The sequence below is a fragment of the Bradyrhizobium oropedii genome (assembly GCF_020889685.1).
Classification (GTDB): domain Bacteria; phylum Pseudomonadota; class Alphaproteobacteria; order Rhizobiales; family Xanthobacteraceae; genus Bradyrhizobium; species Bradyrhizobium oropedii.
In genome coordinates, this window is sequence record NZ_JACMYO010000373.1 from 1 (window position 1) to 2,570 (window position 2,570).

Sequence of the window (2,570 nt, forward strand, 5' to 3'; positions counted from 1 at the left end):
CGCCCAGCTGCGCCAATGACCGAGGTCGCGCGGCCGGGTCACGGTGATGATCGCGGCACCGGCCACTGCAACGACGAGGTCGATGAGCTGCTGAGGCGCGAGCGGCTCATGCAGCAGCACCACGGCGGCGGTGACCGCAAACAGCGGCGCCAGATTGCCCAATGTCGAGGTGATGACCGGCCCGAGCGCCCGGTTCGAGGCGAAGGTGAGCAGCGTCAGCGACGCCGGAAAGAACAGGCCGAGCGCCATGAAGACCGGCAGACCGCGCCAGACCACCGGCTCGCCTTGCAGGAGCAAAGGCGACAGCAACAGAAACAGCAGGGTGAAGGAGGGCACGCTGATCGCGGCACCCGACAGCGGCTCGACGGTGCGCAGGCCAAGCTGCGCCAGCACCACCCCGGCGCCGAGGAAAATGGCCGAGGCGAAGGCGTAGACGATGGCTGCGGTCATGAGGTCCGTCTTGTTGGCTTCTTGTCAGCTTCTTGGGGCGCGGTTGGCTCGTTAGGGGTCATTTTGGCCTGCCAAGGGTGCCTTGCCAATCCGCCCAAGCCGTTTTAGCACTCCGCCCGGATTTCACATTCTCCGTCATGCCCGGCCTTGCGCCGGGCATCCACGTCTTACCATTCAACGCAACAAGACGTGGATGGCCGGGACAAGCCCGGCCATGACGAACAGGAGGTAACGACCATGGCGACCCATAAACTGCTGCTTCTCCCCGGCGACGGCATCGGCCCCGAAGTGATGGCCGAGGTGCAGCGCGTGATCGACTGGCTGAATGCGCAGGGCATCGCCAAGTTCGAGACCGAGCAGGGCCTGGTCGGCGGCTCCGCCTATGACGCGCACAAGGTGTCGATCTCCGAGGGCGACATGGCCAAGGCCAATGCGGCCGACGCCGTGATTTTCGGCGCGGTCGGCGGTCCGAAGTGGGACAGCGTGCCCTACGAGGTGCGCCCCGAGGCCGGCCTGCTGCGGCTGCGCAAGGATCTCGCCCTGTTCGCCAATCTGCGTCCGGCGGTGTGCTACCCGGCGCTGGCGGATGCCTCGAGCCTGAAGCGCGAGATCGTCGAGGGCCTCGACATCATGATCGTGCGCGAGCTCACCGGCGGCGTCTATTTCGGCGAGCCGAAGACCATCACCGATCTCGGCAACGGCCAGAAGCGCGCGATCGACACCCAGGTCTACGACACCTTCGAGATCGAGCGCATCGGCCGCGTCGCCTTCGAGCTGGCGCGCAAGCGCAAGAACAAGGTGACCTCGATGGAAAAGCGCAACGTCATGAAGTCGGGCGTGCTCTGGAACGAAGTCATGACCCAGGTCCATGCGCGCGAATACAAGGACGTCACGCTGGAGCATCAGCTCGCCGATTCCGGCGGCATGAACCTCGTCAAGACGCCGAAGCAGTTCGACGTCATCGTGACCGACAATCTGTTCGGCGACATGCTGTCCGACATCGCGGCCATGCTCACGGGCTCGCTCGGCCTGCTGCCGTCGGCGTCGCTCGGCAAGGAGGACGCCAAGACCAAGGAGCGCAAGGCGTTGTATGAGCCGGTGCATGGCTCGGCGCCCGATATCGCCGGCAAGGGGCTTGCCAATCCGATCGCGATGATCGCCTCGTTCGGCATGGCGCTGCGCTATTCCTTCGGCATGGGCGATCTCGCCGACAAGGTCGACGCTGCGATCGCGGCGGTGCTCGCCAGCGGCCTGCGCACCGCCGACATCAAGTCGGCCGGCACCACGCCGGTCAGCACGGCGCAGATGGGCGAGGCGATCCTGAAGGAATTGCAGAAGCTGCACGCGTAACGGCTGCTTCGTCATTCCGGGGCGTGCGTTGCATCGCCCGGAATGACGGAAAGTCCAAAAAGCAAAATGCCCGGCCGGAGCCGGGCATTTTCGTATCGGCCATCAGCCGAAATTCTCAGTACAGCGGGAAGCTGCGCGGATAGCCGCCGAGATCGGCCGGCGGGCTGAGCGGCTGGCGATCGATCGGGCGATTGTTGTTCTCGCGTGCGAACGACGGGTAGCCGACATCCGGCGGATAGGCGTAGTCGTTGAACTTGCGGTCGCCCGGCAGCACTTCGGTGCCGGCGTCGAGCCACGAGCGCGTGGTGACGTAAACGCGGGTGCGCGGACCCTGCTGATAGACGCGGTTCGGACCCTGCGCGCCGTAGTAGCGGCGGCCGTCGCGGTCATACTGCTCTTGCTGCTTGCGCTTGCTCGGGGTCTGCTGCGCGCTGGCCGCGGTCATGCCGAATGCGGTTGCGGTGACGGCAGCCGCGGCAAGCAACACCACGAGCTTGTTCGCGGCAGGGAAATTCAAGGTCATCGCATCCTCGTCATTACGGCCCCATCGGGGCTGGCGCGTCCGCCAAAATCACTTGGAACACATTGTAGCCATGGTGGGGAGGCCGTCACTAGGTCAATTGCGCCACACCGCCAGAGATAATTAGTGTCCCGGCGCAAAAGTTTCATGAAAACCAGTGTCTTGCCACGGTCTCGCCATCAAAGCGCGCCGCGCAGAAGCGGGTTCTGGCTGCCCATGACCCAGTCGGCCGACAGGGCGGGCCCGCCGG

General features: G+C 65.2%; 3 protein-coding genes. 1 reads left to right on the top strand and 2 read right to left on the bottom strand.

Annotated features, from left to right (window positions below; translation table 11 throughout):
* Positions 1 to 450 (bottom strand): DMT family transporter (locus H8A95_RS42505; RefSeq protein ID WP_229188382.1); only part of this gene is annotated, 450 nt, incomplete at its 3' end.
* Positions 451 to 687: 237 nt separating this feature from the next.
* On the opposite strand from H8A95_RS42505, the gene leuB reads away from it, so the two are divergent.
* Positions 688 to 1,800 (top strand): 3-isopropylmalate dehydrogenase, encoded by a 1,113-nt coding sequence (gene leuB, locus H8A95_RS42510; protein WP_229188383.1) that lies wholly within the window; start codon positions 688 to 690, stop codon positions 1,798 to 1,800.
* Positions 1,801 to 1,915: 115 nt separating this feature from the next.
* Here leuB and H8A95_RS42515 read toward each other — a convergent pair whose 3' ends face one another.
* Entirely contained in the window at positions 1,916 to 2,323 is a 408-nt protein-coding gene (locus tag H8A95_RS42515; RefSeq protein WP_229188384.1) for a hypothetical protein, read from the bottom strand.
* Between the last annotated feature and the right edge of the window lie 247 nt (positions 2,324 to 2,570).

Bases quoted from the DNA above. Each gene is read 5' to 3' on its own strand.
- leuB (WP_229188383.1), top strand. From the start codon at position 688: ATGGCGACCCATAAACTGCTGCTTCTCCCCGGCGACGGCATCGGCCCC.
- H8A95_RS42515 (WP_229188384.1), bottom strand. From the start codon at position 2,323: ATGACCTTGAATTTCCCTGCCGCGAACAAGCTCGTGGTGTTGCTTGCC.